Raw genomic sequence first — 13916 nt, 5'->3', positions numbered from 1 at the left:
TTTTCAATACTATAGAACACAATAAAGCATACTGATATGATTTTAGAAATGAAAGTCCCTTCACCGGGAGAATCGATCACAGAAGTTGAAATCGCAACATGGCTGGTAAAAGACGGGGATTATGTAGAGAAAGACCAGGCTATTGCCGAAGTGGATTCAGATAAAGCAACCCTTGAGCTTCCTGCCGAAGTTGCGGGTATCATTACCCTAAAGGCAGAAGAAGGCGACGCAGTGAAGGTAGGGCAGGTTGTATGCCTTATTGATACCGACGGAGCCAAACCTGACGGCGTTGCTCCTGCAAAAGAAGAAAAAGCACCTGAAGCGCCAAAAGCTGAAGAGAAAAAAGAAGAGCCTAAGAGGGAAGAGCCAAAAGCTGCACCAGCTCCTGCCCCGGCAGAGAAAAGCTATGCAGCGGGTACGCCATCTCCGGCAGCACGCAAAATATTAGACGAGAAGAACGTTGACCCGCAAACCGTTTCCGGAACCGGAAAAGGCGGAAGGATCACCAAAGACGATGCAGTAAACCATGTGCCGTCTATGGGTACGCCAACAGGCGGCAACCGCGGCTCTGAGAAAACAAAGCTTTCCATGCTTCGCAGGAAGGTGGCAGAGCGTTTGGTGTCGGCTAAGAACGAAACAGCCATGCTTACCACGTTCAACGAGGTGAACATGACCCCTATAAACAACCTGAGGAACGAGTATAAAGATGCCTTTAAAGCGAAACACGGTGGTGTGAGCCTTGGCTATATGTCATTCTTCACCAAAGCCGTGGTAAGGGCATTACAGTTGTTCCCGGATGTGAACTCAATGATGGACGGCGACTATAAGATATCATACGACTTCGTAGACGTATCGATAGCGGTATCCGGCCCGAAAGGCCTTATGGTGCCTGTGGTAAGGAACGCCGAAACGCTTTCCTTCCGTGGTATCGAGGCAGAGATCAAACGCCTTGCACTTCGTGCACGTGACGGGCAGATCACTGTTGACGATATGACCGGTGGTACTTTTACCATTACCAATGGCGGTGTGTTTGGAAGCATGCTATCTACACCGATAATCAACCCTCCGCAGTCAGGTATCCTTGGTATGCACAACATCATCGAGCGCCCGATTGCTGTAAATGGTAAGGTAGAAATCCACCCAATGATGTATGTGGCGCTTTCTTATGACCACAGGATTATCGACGGGCGTGAGTCAGTTGGTTTCCTTGTAGCCGTTAAAGAAGGCCTTGAAAACCCTGTTGAACTATTGATGGACAACAATCCTAAAAAAGCGTTGGAGCTTTAATAGAGATATATAATATAAAAGGCAAAAGCCCGCTAATTTCTTAGCGGGCTTTTCTATATAGGGATGCCTCTGTGCGACAGACTATTACTTAGATGCATAAACAGTCAATAGGTTGCGTCTGGATTTTTTATTTTTTCAAATAAAAACAATTATTATGATAATCAATAATAGCCTTTCCTTTCATCAATATATCGGCTCCGATGATGCCATGTACCGGCTTTGCGTTATACTGGCGGAGCGCAGCATTTACATGCGACATATCGAAGATCACCAGGCCTAATTTTTTGGTTGACCAGCGGCCCAGCTTCAGGGTGTTTTTTACAGAAGTCTGGGTGAGCATACCTATTCCCCCTGCACCTGCTGCCCTGGTGTCGGAGTCGGCAGCGGCCAGCTTGAAGTGTTGAATGCCCTCAAAGTCTACACAGCTGTTAGATGCTCCGGTATCGAGAATGAAGTTGCCTTCCACACCGTTTATTTTTCCTTTGATTAGTAAATGCTGGGTTTTAGAGATCTTAAATTTTATTTTTTTGTATCCTTTCCCTTTAAGGGCGCTATATAAATTATCCATAAGCCAAAAATAATTTAAAATATGATTTGAGCCACGAATTTTTATCAGCACTGATGTTTATTAAAGTGGAATTTGTGCAATTCGTGGCAAAATATAAATTGTAATTTTACGGCTCAATAACAAATAATGATACTTACCGATACCCATACCCATTTATACAGCGAGGAATTTGCCGAAGACCGTGATGCCATGATACAGCGCGCCATTGATGCAGGTGTAACGCGTTTCTTTGTACCATCTATCGATTCTGGCTATACCCAACAGATGTATGATCTGGAAAAGCAATACCCCGAAAATATTTTCCTGATGATGGGGCTGCATCCCACTTACGTAAAAGAAAATTACCTGGAAGAGCTTGCCTATGTAGAGGTGCAGCTGGCAAACCATAAGTTCTATGCAGTGGGCGAGATAGGCATCGACCTTTTTTGGGACAAGACCCGCCTGGCCGAACAGCAATATGCCTTTAAACACCAGATACAGCTGGCCAAAAAATACAGGCTGCCGATAAACATCCATTGCCGCGATGCTTTTGATGAGGTGTTCGAAGTGCTGGAATCGGAAAAGGGAGATGACCTTTTCGGGATATTCCATTGCTTTACGGGCGATTTCGAACAGGCGCAAAAAGCTATCGGCTACAATATGAAGCTTGGGATAGGAGGGGTGGCAACCTTCAAAAACGGCAAGATCGACCAGTTTTTAAAAGATATCGACCTGAAGCATATCGTGTTGGAAACCGATGCTCCCTACCTTGCGCCAGTACCTTTTCGCGGCAAGCGCAATGAGAGCGCTTACACAAAATTGGTAGCCGAAAAACTGGCGGGTATCTATGGTATTTCGGTAGAAGAAATAGCAGCAATCACTACTGAGAATTCTAAGATGGTTTGTGGGATTTAACAAAGAATTTCGGTTTAATTTCATATTTTTTTTGTTCATTTGTGAATTGTTTTAACCCTAAAGAAGTACATGTCGAAATTTGATCATATACGGCCTTATTATGACAGTGAAGTTAATGAGGCTATACGGAGTGTAGTACACCACCCTATGATGAAGGCGCTTATGAGCTTCACTTTTCCCGATGTGGAAGAGGCGGTTTGGACAGAGCAGCTGAAAAAAACGCATTCCAAGAGGGATTTCCAGATCAACTTTATATACCAGGCCATCCAGATGGTGCTGAAAAAGAGTTCTGAAGGCCTCACCACGTCAGGTTTTGAAAAACTCGACAACCATACTCCATATCTTTATATATCCAACCACAGGGACATTATCCTTGATACATCGCTCATCAACGTGAGCCTTTACGACCATAAGCTGATCATGACCGCATCGGCCATTGGCGATAACCTTGTACAAAAAGCGTTCTTGCACACGCTGTCCAGGCTGAACCGTAACTTTTTGGTGCAAAGGAGCCTTTCCCCACGCGAATTGCTGCAAAGTTCCAAGCTGATGTCAGAATACATTTACCAGCTGCTCTCCCGCGAAAACCGCTCGGTGTGGATCGCACAGCGTGAAGGCCGTACCAAGGATGGCAATGATACTACCCAGCAGGGTGTGCTGAAAATGCTGGCGATGGCATCGGACGAGGAGAACCTGATGGATTATTTCAAAAAGATGAAGATCGTGCCGGTTTCTATTTCGTACGAATATGACCCTACCGATATGCTGAAGATGCCAAGGCTTGTAGCCGAGGCTAATGATGAAATCTATATCAAAGAAAAGAATGAAGATTTCATGACGCTTATCAGCGGGATTATGGGGCAGAAAAAACGGATACACATACAGGTAGGCGATGTACTTGATGGCGAGCTCGACCGTATAAAAGAAGAGCACGACAACCAGAACAAGCAGATACAGGCCCTTGCGCAGGTAATAGACGATTCTATACTTACTTCCTACAAGCTTTGGCCTACTAACTATATAGCCTACGATCTTTTGAATAATACCGACCAGTTCGCGTCCCATTATACGGAAAAGGAAAAGCAGCTGTTCGAAAGGCGCCTTGAGATGCGTATCGATATTGAAAACAAGATCGTTCGCGAAGGCTTCCTGGCCATGTATGCTAATCCGGTGGTAAATAAAATGAAGTACCAGAATGTCTAAGCCCTCCATTTTACTGATATATACCGGCGGGACAATCGGGATGGTAAAAGATTTTGAAACCGGGGCCCTGAAGGTGTTCAATTTCAAAAAATTATTGGACCGTATCCCGGAGCTGAAGCAGCTGGACTGTAACATTGAAACGGTATCATTCGATAAGCCTATCGATTCTTCTAACATGAATACGGCGAAGTGGGCACAGCTGGCTACGCTGATAGAGGAAAACTACGATAATTTTGACGGCTTTGTAATATTGCATGGTTCGGATACCATGAGCTATTCGGCATCGGCATTGAGCTTTATGCTCGAAAATGTTTCGAAACCGGTGGTATTTACAGGGTCGCAGTTGCCTATTGGCGACCTTCGAACAGATGCCAAGGAAAACCTTATTACCGCTATACAGATAGCCTCCCTGCAAACCAAAAATCATCCTGTAATACGCGAAGTTTGCCTGTATTTCGAATCGAAATTGTACCGTGGCAACCGCACTACCAAAATAAGCGCGGAGCATTTTAAGGCTTTTACTTCGCCCAATTACCCGGCACTGGCCGAATCGGGCGTACATTTGAAAGTGACCAAAGAATTGCTTTGGCCGCATGAACCAGGAAAAGAACTTCAGGTGCGTAAGAATTTTGAGGATAATGTAGTCATCATCAAGATGTTCCCCGGCATCAACGAGCGTGTTCTGTCGTCGATACTCAACACACCCGGACTGAAAGGGGTTGTGCTGGAGACTTACGGCTCCGGAAATGCGCCAACCGATATTTACTTCATATCCATATTGCAAAAGGCTATCCAGAATGGGGTACAGATTGTTAATGTGACCCAATGCTCGGGCGGAAGCGTAAATATGGGGCATTATGAAACCAGTACCATGCTCAAGGAAATAGGCGTGATCTCAGGCGCCGATATTACCACCGAGGCAGCGATAACCAAGATGATGTATCTTTTAGGGCAGGACATCCCTGCAGGCCAATTCAAAACACTTTTCGAATCGTCACTGCGCGGAGAATTGTCGTAATAATTTTTTAATACGGTTTTAATATACTATTTTTGCCCGCGTTACTTAGAGAGGTGGCCGAGTGGTCGAAGGCGCACGCCTGGAAAGTGTGTATACTCCAAAAGGGTATCGAGGGTTCGAATCCCTTCCTCTCTGCGAGAAAAACATAGAGCCTGCAAGCGTTTCCTTGCAGGCTCTTTTGTTTGCTAAAACAATGCTAAAACAAAATATTTTAACATCTACTTCTTCGTTCGTCACAACAAGACGGGAAATAACTTTTAGTTCTCTTTTGGGATTAGCTAAAAAAGTTATTCTCGGATTGACCGTGCAATTTGATTACTAACACTTACCAGCGCAATAACCAATCATAATCAATCAAGTGCTGGAGATTGTCGGTCACGGTTGAGTTTGGATCAGTATGTAAATAACCATTAATTCCAGTTGTGGCATGCACTTTTTGTCCTAACTTCCATTTTGCGTTGGTATAGTCCCACAAAATAGTTTTGACACTATTGCCTGAATTTCTAACTAACTGTATGGTGTCAGCTTTTGACATTCTTGTACTACGCTTTAAAGTATTCAAAGTGCCCTCATGAACTGCATAATGTGTAATTTCATTTCCAGGCTTCCAAACGCCTGAGATTCTATACTCTGCCATGTCTTAGTTCTTTGGGGGATAAGGATCATTACCATAACTATCTCTAGCCCTAATTTGACCATCTTTTCCATGGATTAATAATTCTGACTGCTGGTTTTTGGCGATTTCTCTACCAGCGTCAATTGCCTCTTGCTGGGTATTAGTAACCACAGTTGCTTTAGTGTTACCTTCCCCCTTTACTTGCCAGCCACCCTCGGGGTGTCGCGTAATGTGTTGGTTCTTTCCCATATATTTATTTTTAGGGATTAATCTCAGTCTTCATATCGGCATTGAGTTCCGAAAAAGAAATCTGCTTTAAGGCTTGTAGGAATGGGAGAAATAATTATTTTTGCTCACATAATTACGGGAAACCTTCTTTTTAATGGTTTCCAAATGTCCTGAAGGTGCAATTTTAGAACATTGTTAAAGCAGCATAGGTAGGGCAACTGTCATGCCAAATTTGCTGCTTTTTGTTGTTGTTTTTATTTAAAAAATTAGTAATTTATTAAGATATTGATAGTCAGAATTTTAATGCTGTCAAAAAATAGTTGATACTGACAAAATTTCATATATCAGTTATTTCGTCTTAAATTTAAGTCTCTTAATTCAGTTGTAAGTCTCTCATTGTGTCATGGAATCGTATTTGACTGTTCATCTTCGTGGCATTTTAGTCACTTTAGGATAGTAATAAGCTTTGCGAAATATCTTGAATTTAAACAAAAAATGCTCCCATTACAGGAGCATTCTCGTTAAAAAAGTGTAATCTAACTACAACTGGTACTTCAATAGCGTTGCCACAGCTTCATGATAATCCCTTTCGGTTTCTAAAAAGCTGTTGAGGGCTGTAAAGAAATAGGTGGTTTCCATAAAGTATTCCGTTGAGGAAATCTCGCCCAGCGCGAAAGCCTTGTTGAGCAATACGCGGTTGCGCGATGAGGTGTCAATCTTAGCTGCCTCATAGGCCTCGAGCGTTGTTTTCAGGTTGATATAATCTTCATACAAATGCTTGATATGGAAGAAATGCTCATTCTTGTGGGCATCGATGTCGAGCTCGGCGGCAACGACCTCTGCCTTGCGTTGCCTCACTACATTTTTGTTCTCCCAAAGCGGAATAGAAACACCGGTATGCACACCGCTATAAGTCTCCCCCAATATCCCCTGATAATGGTAGCCCACCTCGATCTTAGGCAATACCATCGACCGGCTAACAGCAAGATTGGTTTCTGCTACTACCTTCTGCTGCTCGAGGATCTTCCTGTTGGGGTCATTTTCTTCATAGGCCTTTTCCAGTTCCTCAAAAGCAGGAATAACAGGGATTAGCGGGTATATCGTATCCTTAAAAACAATTTCCGTACCGCCGTTCAGTTCCGTAAGCTTGTAATTCAGTTGGTTGATCTGCGACACGGTAGTATGGTAGTCCCTTTTCAACTCAATAAGCTGCAGGCTGGCCTTGTTCAGGTCCAGGATATTGCCATCGCCCTTATCAAGGCGCACCTGGAAATTCTGTACCATCTTCTCCGTGTCGGTCATCCTGCGGGTCAGCTGGGTGTATCGCTTATTGTAGTATACCAGCCGGATACACGCCGTTTTGGCTTGCAGCAGGATGTCCTGCCGTGCAGAGCTCAAGTTGAAGTCGGCCTGCTTCACCTGCTCATCCGCAAGTTTCTTTTTGCGCGAATAGGCAGTTGGGAAATCAAAACCCTGCGATATGGTAAACACCGTCTGGTTACCCGCGTTTGCAGGATTAGAGAACAGGTAATCATACTCCACGGTGGGGTTGGGGGGCGTGAGGCCGGTATTGAATTCCAGTTTCTTTGCTTCCCAGTCCTGCCTGTTTGCCGCGAGGGTCTTGTTGTTTTTGGCAATAGCCGAAAGCGTATTGTCCAGTGTCGATTGTGCCGTTGCCTGCAATGCAAACAAAAGCACGGCTATATGAAATGCTGATCTATAACGCATCTTCCTTCTTTTTTTGATTAGACAGGTAGTACACCACGGGTACAATAAAAATATTCAGCAGGGTAGAGGTAAGCAGCCCGCCCAGGATCACTTTTGCCATCGGGCTCTGTATCTCGTTACCGGGAAGGTCGCTCGCAATGGCCAGCGGTATGAGCGCCAGGCCGGCAGTAAGTGCAGTCATCAGTATGGGGCTTAGTCGGTCTTTAGAACCCTGTATCACGGTGTCATAAAGCGTGTGGCCCTCCGCCTGCAGTGTTTTATAATGCGATACCAGTAGAATGCCATTCCGTGTGGCAACACCAAATAAGGTAATGAACCCGATGATGGCCGGAATGCTCAGGATGCCGCTTGTAAAGTAAATGCTGAGCACGCCCCCTATTAATGCCAACGGAAGGTTGGTCAATATAATTGAGGCTGTCTTTATCTTTTTGAATTCCTGGAACAGGATAAGGAATATGACCAACAGCGAAAGAAGTGAAGCGATTACCAGTGTTTTGGAGGCTTCGGCTTCGGCTTCAAACTGCCCGCCATATTCTATGTGGTAGCCTTCCGGGAGCGTTATCTTTTCATCGATAGCTTTCCTGATCTCCTCCACAACGCTCTTCTGGTCGCGTCCTGCTACGTTTGCCGACACTACTGTCTTACGTTGCACGTTCTCCCGGCTGATGGTGTTCGGACCGGAAGTGCTCACGATATCGGCTACGTATTCCAGCGGGATTTTCTGCCCGTCATGGCTGTCTATCATCGTGTTCCGGATGTTCTCTATCCTGCCGCGGTTGTCGTCGTCAAATTTTAAGATAAGGTCGAATGTGCGGTTGCCTTCGTATATCTCCGAAACCTTTTCGCCTGCAAAAGCCACATCCACAAATTTGTTGAATTCCCCTATGGTAATGCCGTAAAAATTCAGCATGTCCCGTTTGGGCCGTATCTGTATCTGCGGTATCTCGATCTGCTGCTCAGTGCTCACGTCTACCAGGCCTTCTATGTCCTGTATGCTGTTTTTTACCTGGTTGGAAAGTGTGGACAGCTTACTGAGGTCGGAGCCGAATATCTTGATCGCTATGTTCGCCCTGGTTCCCGACAGCATATGGTCAATACGGTGGCTGATAGGCTGCCCAATCGTGATATTCACGCCCGATATCCCCGACAGCTTTTCGCGCACATCTTCCATAAAGGCTTCCCGGTTGCGGTCTTCAAGATGGAACGGCGCTTCTATTTCCGAAGAGTTCACGCCCTGCGTATGCTCGTCAAGCTCGGCACGGCCCGTCCTTCGTGTGGTCACTTTTATTTCGGGAACTGACAGCAAGGCCTTTTCTACCTGCGTACCAACCTTGTTGCTTTCTTCAAGCGAAATTCCCGGCAGCGTCACGGCTGATATCACAAGCGAGCCCTCATTGAATTCCGGGAGGAAGCTCCTTCCCTGCTGGGTGAGCAATACTATGGCTATCAGGAATAATCCGGATGCTGTACCTATTGCAGTTTTCTTATTATTCATTACCCGTTTCAGGGCATTCGTGTATCCATGCTGTAGCTTTTCCACCAGCCAGCTTTCCTTTTCCCTCTTTTTCAGCATCGATTCTTTGGTGAGCAGGTAGCTGCACAGTACCGGGGTAAGCGTTATCGAAACAACCAGCGAGGCAAAAAGCGCCACGATAAATGCGATTCCCAGCGGGGCCAGCAGCCTTCCTTCCATACCGGTAAGGAAGAACAGCGGAATGAACGCTACAATGATAATAAACGTTGCATTGATCACGGATGACCGTATTTCTAAAGAGGCATCAAATATTACCGTGAGTTTTTTCTTTTGCTTCTCCAGTGGCAGGCGGGCATTTTCGCGAAGGCGCTTGTAAACGTTCTCCACATCAATGATGGCATCATCCACCAGGTCGCCTACAGCAATGGCCATTCCGCCAAGGCTCATGGTATTGATGGTAAGTCCCAGCCATTTCAGTGTAAGGATGGCCACGATCAGCGAAAGCGGTATAGCCAGTAAGGATATTACGGTCGCCCTCCAGTTCATCAGGAAAAGGAATAATATCACCACTACAAAAATGGTACCTTCCATCAGGGTCTTTTGGATATTGCTTATGGATGATTCGATAAAATCTGCCTGCCGGAATACATGCGTATCCACATGGATATCTTTTGGGATGGTCTTCCTCAGGTCGGCAATAACCCCGTCGATCTTTTCTGTCAGTTCCAGCGTATTGGTCGATGGCTGTTTCTGGATGGTCATTACCACCGCCGGCTTGCCGCTTTTGGCTGCATCGCCAATCTTGGGGGCCGCAGCTATCTGTATCGCGGCAATGTCCTCGATCTTTACGCTGTTGCCGCCAACTACCTTTACTACCGACCGGCCTATCTCGGCAATATCGCTGGTACGCCCGGTGCCTTTTATGGTATATTCATTCCCGAATTCATTGATAAAACCGCCCGATGAATTCCCATTAGCTGACTTTGCCGCTTCTGAAAGCTCGGCAAGGGTAATACCATAGTAGCGCATTTTATCCGGGGATGCCAGTATCTGGTATTGCTTATAATCGCCGCCGTTCACGACCACCTGGGCAACCCCGCCTGTGGCAAGCAGCCTTGGGCGCAGGGTCCAGTCGGCTATAGTGCGCAGGTCCATGGTCGATGTTTTATCTGCCGTCAGCGTAACATACATGATCTCGCCCATAATGCTCGATTGCGGCGCCATGGTAGGGTTGCCTACATTTTCCGGCAGGCGCTCGCTAACGGAAGCAATCTTTTCGTTGATGATCTGGCGGGCAAGGTACACATCAGTATCCCACTCGAATTCTACCCATACGATAGAAAGCCCGGATGACGATGAGCTTCGCACCCTGCGTACATTAGTAGCGCCGTTCACCGAAGTCTCCAATGGGAAAGTAACCAGTTTCTCCACCTCCTCAGGGGCCATCCCGTGTGCCTCCGTAAGTATGGCAACGGTTGGTGCAGTAAGGTCTGGGAATACGTCCACCTCCATGCGGGAGGCCGTAATGGTGCCGAACACGATAAGAAGCGTGCTTGCAATGACAACAATTAACCTGTTGTGCAATGCAAATTGTATCATTTTATTTAGCATCGCTTCCGGTTAATGTTCGTGGGAATGTGCCGGCATGGCTCCGGAAGCCGACGATAATTTTATCTGGTAAGCCCCTTTCGAAACAACCCTTTCGCCTTCAGTTACGCCTTTTAGTACCTGTACATTTTTACCGTCATTGGCTCCCAGCTGTACTTCTCTTTTAGCAAAGCTTTCGCCGCCGGTCTGCACATATACATAATAAATGCCCTGCTCTTCCATTATTGATGCAAACGGGATAACCAATGCATTGGCTACACTGTCCGATTTCAGGAATACCTGTACAGTGGAGCCCGAGATAAGCCCGCCTGTATTGTCGATCTCGAAGCTGATGGGAAGGAACGCCGAATTGGCTGCCGCACTTTTTCCGAATGAGGCTACCTTTCCGTTGAGGTCGTTGGTGTCATACGTTTTGCCGTCTGGCAGCGTAAAGTTGGCCGAAGCAAAGCCCGGCAATTTGCTGAAATAACGCTGCGATACATTGGCCTTAAGCAGCAGCCTCTTGTTTTTTGATATGGTTGCCAATGGTGCCCCGGCCTGCACAAACTGCCCGTCGGTTACGCTGACAGAACTTATAAAGCCGCTCATTGGCGACACAATATTCAGGCCTTTGCCGGAATAATTCTTAGAAACGGTATTGTAGTCGTTCAGCGCATTTTCGTAGGCCAGTTTTGTGGTCTGGAATTCCCTTTGCGAAATGATCTTGTCTTTAATAAGCTCGGAGGCACGCTCGTAGTCGGTTTTCAGCTTCAGGTAGTTAGCTTTTGCTTCCCTTATTGAAGAATCTACATTGCGCTGCGTGAGGTTGTCACCCGATATGGTAAACAGGGCAGTACCCTGCTGTACGGCCATGCCTGCCTGGGCTTTACTGCCCGAAAAGCGTACAATGCCATCAGCGTTTGCGGCAATAACCATTTCATCACCGGGAGCCGATACCAGTTGGCCATTGGTACGTATCACTTCATGGAAATCCTGCTTTACTGCCGGAGTTGTTGCAAACTCTATATTCCATGCCTGCTCTTTCGAAAAGGCGATGGCGCCGGCATCTTCATAGTGGTGTGCCGCTTTCTGCGCTGCTTCTGCATTCGCATAAACTTCCACATTGTCAATGGTAAATTTGTCGGTAAGATCTTTAGACACTATGTCAATTACCAAAGTACCCTTGCCTGCAGCAGACGGCTTCAGGTCGATCACATAGAGCCCGCCCTTTTCGGGTGCAGGTGCCGTGTTCTTTATGCCCTTGCCATTTACGATAAGGCTGATGGTTACTTTGGCATCGGTAAGCGGCTTAAAAACATCCCCAAGGCGTGTAAGGTGTGCAGCCATTGTAGAAACTTCACCAACAATTAACGGGTTGTACTGAACGAAAAGTTCTGTCTTATCCGTATACAGCGTTTGGGCCAAAGGTTCCGCTTCGGTACCTTTGGCAGCGCTGCCTTTATTGCCGTCGCAGCCTGTGAGGGCCAGCAACAGCAACAGCAGCGCTGTTATATGTCGTTGCATCGCTTCTAATGTTGGTGTCCGTCATGGGCATGATCATGCCCATCGTTATCAGTATGTTTCACAGTATCATTCCCCACGGTAAACTCTTCCTGGGATGCTGCGCCGTCACCCTTAAGGTTGTCTTTGCTGTGGTCGTGGCCATCGCCCTCATAATGTTCGTGGCCGCTGTGGTCATGGCCTTCATGGCTTTCGGTTTTTTTGTTGCAGGCTGTCAATACCGCGAAGGCAAGCGCCATGGCAATAAATATTTTTTTCATTGTAATAAATTTTGATTTATGTAAGTACTTAAATTCAGGTTTAAATTAAACGCTGAATTCAGGCGGACCCCGGAAATCAATATTTATTAAATGGAAAGAACTGTGGGTATAACTAAAAGGAACATAGTTTTTAGGCTGGATAAAACGTATGCCGGCAACAGGGGTGATATTTTCTGAAAGCACAGCATACCCGATGTGCTTATTTCCGGTACGTTCTGATGCGGCATGTTTTGCTACCGATGTAAAACAGTCGATGGAATGGCAATGCGTCGTAAAAATGCCTTTCAGTCCGCCATCGGCCTCATGATGGTGATGCCGAAGTATTGCATGTTCCTGCTCATGGTGGTGCGGCACAACAGCATGCGCAAGCAGTATGGTGCTTGTAAGCAGGCAGATAAAAAAACTGAGTAGTTTGTGGCGCATGGGCAAATATAGTAATTTTTATATTCGGGGGCTTATTTTAATTTGAACGGTAAGGTTTACAATTTAGTATAAAGCGAATTATTTTTTTTAAGAAAAATCTGTAAAAATCCTTCGTATATACTACAAGTTTCCTTTAACTCTACCCGCAAAAGCATATGTATATTACAGCCACTTTACTATTTTTACAGGAATTTACAAACATGAAGCAGTTTTTACTCCTGATGGCACTCCTGTTGGCTACAACTACCAATGCGCAGCAAGTCCTGCCTCTATACGAAAAAGCCATTCCCAACAGCAAGCCTTCTCCCGATACAGAAAAATCGGAGGTGAACAGTTCCGGTATTCTTATCATCAGCAATGTCTCGGTGCCTACGCTCACGGTTTATAAGCCGGTAAAGCCTTCGCCAATGAAAAGCTCGGTCATTATCTGCCCCGGAGGTGGCTACGGCATACTCGCTTCGGGACATGAAGGGGCCGATGTGGCGCGCGTGCTCAACAGCTGGGGCGTGACGGCATTCGTGCTTAAATACCGGCTGCCGAATGATGCGACTATGAATGACAAAAGCATCGGGCCGCTGCAGGATGTACAGCGCGCACTGCAAATGGTTCGCGAACACGCGGCAGAATGGAATATAGATGTATCGAAGATTGGCGTTATGGGCTTTTCGGCAGGAGGACACCTCGCGGCAACGGCTTCTACCCATTTTGACAAGGGCGTGATTGATAACCCTGAAAACATATCGCTGCGCCCGGACTTCTCCATACTTATTTATCCGGTCATCAGTTTTTCCAACAGCCTCACCCATGCGGGAAGCCGCGAAAACCTGCTGGGCAAAATTGCCAGTCCGAACCAGGCATTATTTTATTCTAATGAACTGGCGGTAACTGCCCAAACCCCTCCTGCTTTCCTGGTGCATTCTGCCGACGATGATCTGGTACCTGTGGGCAACAGCATTGCGTATTATAAGGCACTGCAGGAATATAAGATATTCAGCGAAATGATACTTTACCCTCATGGAGGACACGGCTACGGAATGGATAACAAGACCACTGAGGATAAATGGATGGACCGCCTGAAAGAATGGATGGCGGCTTCGGGGATTTTGTAA

At 46.3% G+C, this 13916-nt stretch carries 13 protein-coding genes and 1 tRNA gene; 6 read left to right on the top strand and 8 right to left on the bottom strand.

Annotation, left to right across the window (positions count from 1 at the left end):
* The first annotated feature begins 36 nt into the window (after positions 1-36).
* The gene (odhB, locus tag HYN59_RS02855; RefSeq protein ID WP_108776822.1) at positions 37-1287 is read left to right on the top strand and encodes a 2-oxoglutarate dehydrogenase complex dihydrolipoyllysine-residue succinyltransferase; all 1251 of its coding nucleotides are present in this window, start codon (positions 37-39) and stop codon (positions 1285-1287) included.
* A gap of 127 nt (positions 1288-1414) precedes the next feature.
* Here the strand turns inward: odhB and HYN59_RS02850 are convergent, their stop codons facing one another.
* Positions 1415-1855 carry a retropepsin-like aspartic protease gene (locus HYN59_RS02850; protein WP_108776821.1) on the bottom strand — a complete coding sequence of 147 codons (441 nt, stop codon included), beginning with the start codon at positions 1853-1855 and terminating at the stop codon, positions 1415-1417.
* Positions 1856-1981: 126 nt separating this feature from the next.
* Between HYN59_RS02850 and HYN59_RS02845 the strand changes: the two genes are divergently transcribed.
* The 4 genes from HYN59_RS02845 (at position 1982) to HYN59_RS02830 (ending at position 5105) form a co-directional block, all read left to right on the top strand.
* The gene (locus HYN59_RS02845; RefSeq protein ID WP_108776820.1) at positions 1982-2749 is read left to right on the top strand and encodes a TatD family hydrolase; all 768 of its coding nucleotides are present in this window, start codon (positions 1982-1984) and stop codon (positions 2747-2749) included.
* Between the two features lie 69 nt (positions 2750-2818).
* On the top strand, positions 2819-3952 hold the full coding sequence (locus HYN59_RS02840; RefSeq protein ID WP_108776819.1) for a 1-acyl-sn-glycerol-3-phosphate acyltransferase: 1134 nt from the start codon (positions 2819-2821) through the stop codon (positions 3950-3952).
* Entirely contained in the window at positions 3945-4970 is a 1026-nt protein-coding gene (locus tag HYN59_RS02835) for an asparaginase (RefSeq protein WP_108776818.1), read from the top strand. Before HYN59_RS02840 ends, HYN59_RS02835 begins: the two co-directional genes overlap by 8 nt.
* A 47-nt stretch (positions 4971-5017) precedes the next feature.
* Positions 5018-5105: transfer RNA gene (locus HYN59_RS02830), tRNA-Ser, on the top strand.
* Positions 5106-5295: 190 nt separating this feature from the next.
* Here the strand turns inward: HYN59_RS02830 and HYN59_RS02825 are convergent.
* The 7 genes from HYN59_RS02825 to HYN59_RS02795 all read right to left on the bottom strand — a co-directional run bounded on the left by HYN59_RS02825 (position 5296) and on the right by HYN59_RS02795 (position 12807).
* Positions 5296-5607 carry a DUF3892 domain-containing protein gene (locus HYN59_RS02825; RefSeq protein WP_108776817.1) on the bottom strand — a complete coding sequence of 104 codons (312 nt, stop codon included), beginning with the start codon at positions 5605-5607 and terminating at the stop codon, positions 5296-5298.
* 3 nt (positions 5608-5610) lie between these two features.
* Positions 5611-5835: a DUF2188 domain-containing protein gene (locus tag HYN59_RS02820; RefSeq protein ID WP_108776816.1), complete on the bottom strand. Its 225-nt coding sequence runs from the start codon at positions 5833-5835 to the stop codon at positions 5611-5613.
* 519 nt (positions 5836-6354) lie between these two features.
* Positions 6355-7542: a TolC family protein gene (locus HYN59_RS02815; protein ID WP_108776815.1), complete on the bottom strand. Its 1188-nt coding sequence runs from the start codon at positions 7540-7542 to the stop codon at positions 6355-6357.
* Positions 7532-10615 (bottom strand): efflux RND transporter permease subunit, encoded by a 3084-nt coding sequence (locus HYN59_RS02810; RefSeq protein ID WP_245895653.1) that lies wholly within the window; start codon positions 10613-10615, stop codon positions 7532-7534. The genes HYN59_RS02815 and HYN59_RS02810 overlap by 11 nt, the downstream gene beginning before the upstream one ends.
* Before the next feature lie 21 nt (positions 10616-10636).
* A complete protein-coding gene (locus HYN59_RS02805; protein ID WP_108776813.1) occupies positions 10637-12127 on the bottom strand; it encodes an efflux RND transporter periplasmic adaptor subunit in 1491 nt (496 codons plus the stop codon).
* 5 nt (positions 12128-12132) lie between these two features.
* The gene (locus HYN59_RS02800; protein WP_108776812.1) at positions 12133-12384 is read right to left on the bottom strand and encodes a hypothetical protein; all 252 of its coding nucleotides are present in this window, start codon (positions 12382-12384) and stop codon (positions 12133-12135) included.
* A 45-nt stretch (positions 12385-12429) separates the two neighbouring features.
* A complete protein-coding gene (locus HYN59_RS02795) occupies positions 12430-12807 on the bottom strand; it encodes a hypothetical protein (RefSeq protein ID WP_108776811.1) in 378 nt (125 codons plus the stop codon).
* A gap of 200 nt (positions 12808-13007) precedes the next feature.
* Here HYN59_RS02795 and HYN59_RS02790 point away from each other — a divergent pair, with 200 nt between their 5' ends.
* The gene (locus tag HYN59_RS02790; protein WP_108779626.1) at positions 13008-13916 is read left to right on the top strand and encodes an alpha/beta hydrolase; all 909 of its coding nucleotides are present in this window, start codon (positions 13008-13010) and stop codon (positions 13914-13916) included.

This window comes from Flavobacterium album (assembly GCF_003096035.1).
GTDB lineage: Bacteria > Bacteroidota > Bacteroidia > Flavobacteriales > Flavobacteriaceae > Flavobacterium > Flavobacterium album.
The sequence above is the reverse complement of the archived record's forward strand: the minus strand, read 5'-3'. Positions and strand labels throughout refer to the sequence as shown.

Coding starts and splice junctions, on each gene's coding strand:
- odhB (WP_108776822.1), top strand. CDS start 37: ATGATTTTAGAAATGAAAGTCCCTTCACCGGGAGAATCGATCACAGAA.
- HYN59_RS02850 (WP_108776821.1), bottom strand. CDS start 1,855: ATGGATAATTTATATAGCGCCCTTAAAGGGAAAGGATACAAAAAAATA.
- HYN59_RS02845 (WP_108776820.1), top strand. CDS start 1,982: ATGATACTTACCGATACCCATACCCATTTATACAGCGAGGAATTTGCC.
- HYN59_RS02840 (WP_108776819.1), top strand. CDS start 2,819: ATGTCGAAATTTGATCATATACGGCCTTATTATGACAGTGAAGTTAAT.
- HYN59_RS02835 (WP_108776818.1), top strand. CDS start 3,945: ATGTCTAAGCCCTCCATTTTACTGATATATACCGGCGGGACAATCGGG.
- HYN59_RS02825 (WP_108776817.1), bottom strand. CDS start 5,607: ATGGCAGAGTATAGAATCTCAGGCGTTTGGAAGCCTGGAAATGAAATT.
- HYN59_RS02820 (WP_108776816.1), bottom strand. CDS start 5,835: ATGGGAAAGAACCAACACATTACGCGACACCCCGAGGGTGGCTGGCAA.
- HYN59_RS02815 (WP_108776815.1), bottom strand. CDS start 7,542: ATGCGTTATAGATCAGCATTTCATATAGCCGTGCTTTTGTTTGCATTG.
- HYN59_RS02810 (WP_245895653.1), bottom strand. CDS start 10,615: ATGATACAATTTGCATTGCACAACAGGTTAATTGTTGTCATTGCAAGC.
- HYN59_RS02805 (WP_108776813.1), bottom strand. CDS start 12,127: ATGCAACGACATATAACAGCGCTGCTGTTGCTGTTGCTGGCCCTCACA.
- HYN59_RS02800 (WP_108776812.1), bottom strand. CDS start 12,384: ATGAAAAAAATATTTATTGCCATGGCGCTTGCCTTCGCGGTATTGACA.
- HYN59_RS02795 (WP_108776811.1), bottom strand. CDS start 12,807: ATGCGCCACAAACTACTCAGTTTTTTTATCTGCCTGCTTACAAGCACC.
- HYN59_RS02790 (WP_108779626.1), top strand. CDS start 13,008: ATGAAGCAGTTTTTACTCCTGATGGCACTCCTGTTGGCTACAACTACC.